The 2681-nt window shown below is 71.9% G+C and carries 3 protein-coding genes and 1 pseudogene; all 4 read right to left on the bottom strand.

All coding sequences use genetic code 11. The features are described 5' to 3' along the window. The coding region (locus PKE44_RS18010; RefSeq protein ID WP_324554004.1) for a helix-turn-helix domain-containing protein at window positions 1-227 on the bottom strand (227 nt) is incomplete at its 3' end. After that, window positions 224-1165, bottom strand: a complete 942-nt coding sequence (gene dusB, locus PKE44_RS18005; RefSeq protein ID WP_324554008.1) for a tRNA dihydrouridine synthase DusB — start codon at window positions 1163-1165, stop codon at window positions 224-226. The genes PKE44_RS18010 and dusB, both read right to left, overlap by 4 nt. 132 nt (window positions 1166-1297) lie before the next feature. Continuing rightward, a complete protein-coding gene (gene prmA / locus PKE44_RS18000; RefSeq protein WP_324554006.1) occupies window positions 1298-2176 on the bottom strand; it encodes a 50S ribosomal protein L11 methyltransferase in 879 nt (292 codons plus the stop codon). A 49-nt stretch (window positions 2177-2225) separates the two neighbouring features. Then, window positions 2226-2681: pseudogene (locus PKE44_RS17995) on the bottom strand (acetyl-CoA carboxylase biotin carboxylase subunit); the annotation flags it as partial.

Below are 2681 nucleotides of genomic sequence, written 5' to 3'. Positions count from 1 at the left end.
TTGATGCCGAGCACTTCGGCGGCCCGGGTCTGGTTGCCGTGCGTGAAGTGCATGACGGTTTCGAGCAGCGGGCGCTCGACCTCCTGCAGGACGAGGTCGTACAGCCCGGTCGGCATCTGGCCTTCGAGCTGGCGGAAGTAGTCGTGCAGCGCGGCCTGTACGTGGGCGCGCAGCGGGGCAGGGGCCGGGGCGGGAGCCGGGGGCGGGTCGAGGTCGGTGGGGTTCATGCGGCCAGCGGGTCCTGTTGTGTTTCGAGGCGGTCGAACAGATCACGTACGGCCGCGAGCTGTTCCCGGCTGCTGACCGTCTGGTTGACGAGGCTGCGCAGCGCCGCGCCGCCGGGGCGGGTGCCGCAGTACCAGCCGAGATGCTTGCGGGCGATGCGCACGCCGGCGTCCTCGCCGTAAAAGGTATAGAGCTGTTCGAGGTGTTCGAGCAGCAGCGCGCACACCTCGGCCGGCCCCGGTTCGGGCAGGCGCTCGCCGGTGGCGAGGAAATGCGCGATCTCGCGGAAGATCCACGGCCGGCCCTGCGCGGCGCGACCGATCATCAGCGCATCGGCGCCGGTGTGTTCGAGCACGGCGCGGGCCTTCTCGGGGCCGTCGATGTCGCCGTTGGCGATCACCGGGATGCGCACGGCGGCCTTGATCGCGGCGATGGTGTCGTACTCGGCCTCGCCGGCAAAGGCATCGGCGCGCGTGCGTCCGTGCACGGCGAGGGCGCGGATGCCGCAGTCCTCGGCGATGCGGGCGATCGTCACGCCGTTGCGGCTGGCGCGGTCCCAGCCGGTGCGGATCTTCAGCGTCACCGGCACCTCGACCGCCGCGACCACGGCGCCGAGGATGCGCGCGACCAGCGCCTCGTCGCGCAGCAGCGCCGAGCCGGCGGCCACCGAGCAGACCTTCTTCGCCGGGCAGCCCATGTTGAGGTCGATGATCTCGGCCCCGCGCCCGACGTTCTGGCGCGCGGCCTCGGCCATCTGCGCCGGGTCGGCACCGGCGATCTGCACGCTGCGGATGCCGTCCTCGCCGGCGTGATCGAGCCGGCGGCGGGATTTGCCGGTGTGCCACAGGCGCACGTCGGACGTGACCATCTCCGAAACCGCGAGCCCGGCGCCGAGCCGGCGGCAGAGCGTGCGAAACGGCCGGTCGGTGACGCCGGCCATCGGCGCGAGGACGAGCGGGGAGGGAAGCACATGCGGGCCGATCTGCACGGCAGCGGAACCTCGGGGGGGGGCGGAGCAGCTTGCCCCGGGCCGGTGCGGGGCGGATTCGACGGGCCGGCCGCAGCGCGGCCGCTAGCGGCGGATGCCGTGCAGCCGCACCCAGCCTTCGCGCAGCCCGCGCGGCTGCATCTCGAACCATTCGCCGTAGGCGGCTTCGAGCTCATCGGCGTGGCGTTCGAGCAGGCCGGCGAGCACGACGTGGCCGCCGGGCCGGGTGGCGGCGGCGAGCCGCGGCGCGAGCATCAGCAGCGGGCCGGCGAGGATGTTGGCGAGCACGACATCGGCGGCTTGGCCGGGCAGGGTTTCGGGCAGGCCGACGCGCAGGTGCTTGTCGACGCCGTTGACGGCGGCGTTCTCGCGCGTCGCGTGCAGCGCCTGCGGGTCGATGTCGACGCCGTGGGCGCTGGCGGCACCGAGCTTCAGCGCGGCGATCGCGAGGATGCCGGAGCCGCAGCCGTAGTCGATGACCGAACGCCCGGCGAGTTCGACGCCGTCCAGCCATTCGAGGCAGAGCGCCGTGGTCGGATGCGTGCCGGTGCCGAAGGCGAGGCCCGGATCGAGCAGCAGGTTCACGGCCTCGGGCTCGGGTGGCTCGCGGCAGCTCGGCACCACCCACAGCCGCCGGCCGAAGCGCATCGGATGGAAGTGATCCATCCACGCCCGCACCCAGTCGCGTTCTTCGAGCGCACCGATGCGCGCCTCGGGCAGCTCGTCGCAGCCGAGGGCGGCGCAGACCAGGTGCTTGGCGGTCTCGACATCGGTGCCGGCGTCGAACAGGCCGGTGACCAGCGTGCGCCGCCACAGCGGCGTTTCGCCGGGGGCCGGTTCGAGCACGGGCTCGTCGACGGCATCGGAAAGCGTCACGGCCACGGCGCCGGCTTCGAGCAGCGCGTCTTCGAGCTGCACGACCGTGTGGTCACCGGCTTCGAGCGTCAGTTGCAGCCAGCTCAGGGCGTCATCCTCCTCGTCCTTGCACACGGTGGCGGACCTCCCGCGGGTTTCAGCTCTTGAGACCGAGCTTGGCTTCCAGATAGTGGATGTCGGTGCCGCCTTCGATGAAGTTGGCATCGGCCATGATCCGGCGGTGCAGCGGCGCGTTGGTCTTGATGCCGTCGACGACGAGCTCGGCCAGCGCATTGCGCATGCGCGCGATCGCGACCTCGCGGGTCTCGCCGTGCGCGATCAGCTTGCCGATCATCGAGTCGTAGTTCGGCGGCACGCGGTAGCCGGCGTACAGGTGCGAATCGACGCGCACGCCCGGACCGCCCGGCGCGTGGTAGCGCGTGATCGTGCCCGGCGAGGGCAGGAAGGTGTCCGGGTCCTCGGCGTTGAGGCGGCATTCGACGGCGTGGCCGCTGATGCGGATGTCGTCCTGCGTGAACGACAGCGGCAGGCCGGCAGCGATGCGCAGCTGCTCCTTGACGATGTCGACGCCGGTGATCATCTCGGTGACCGG

Source organism: Plasticicumulans sp., assembly GCF_035331805.1.
Classification (GTDB): Bacteria; Pseudomonadota; Gammaproteobacteria; order Competibacterales; family Competibacteraceae; genus Plasticicumulans.
This window is presented reverse-complemented; position numbering and strand designations above follow the sequence as displayed.

What these genes read in the sequence shown, in the direction of transcription:
- dusB (WP_324554008.1), bottom strand. Translation starts at nt 1,165, where the DNA reads ATGGCCGGCGTCACCGACCGGCCGTTTCGCACGCTCTGCCGCCGGCTC.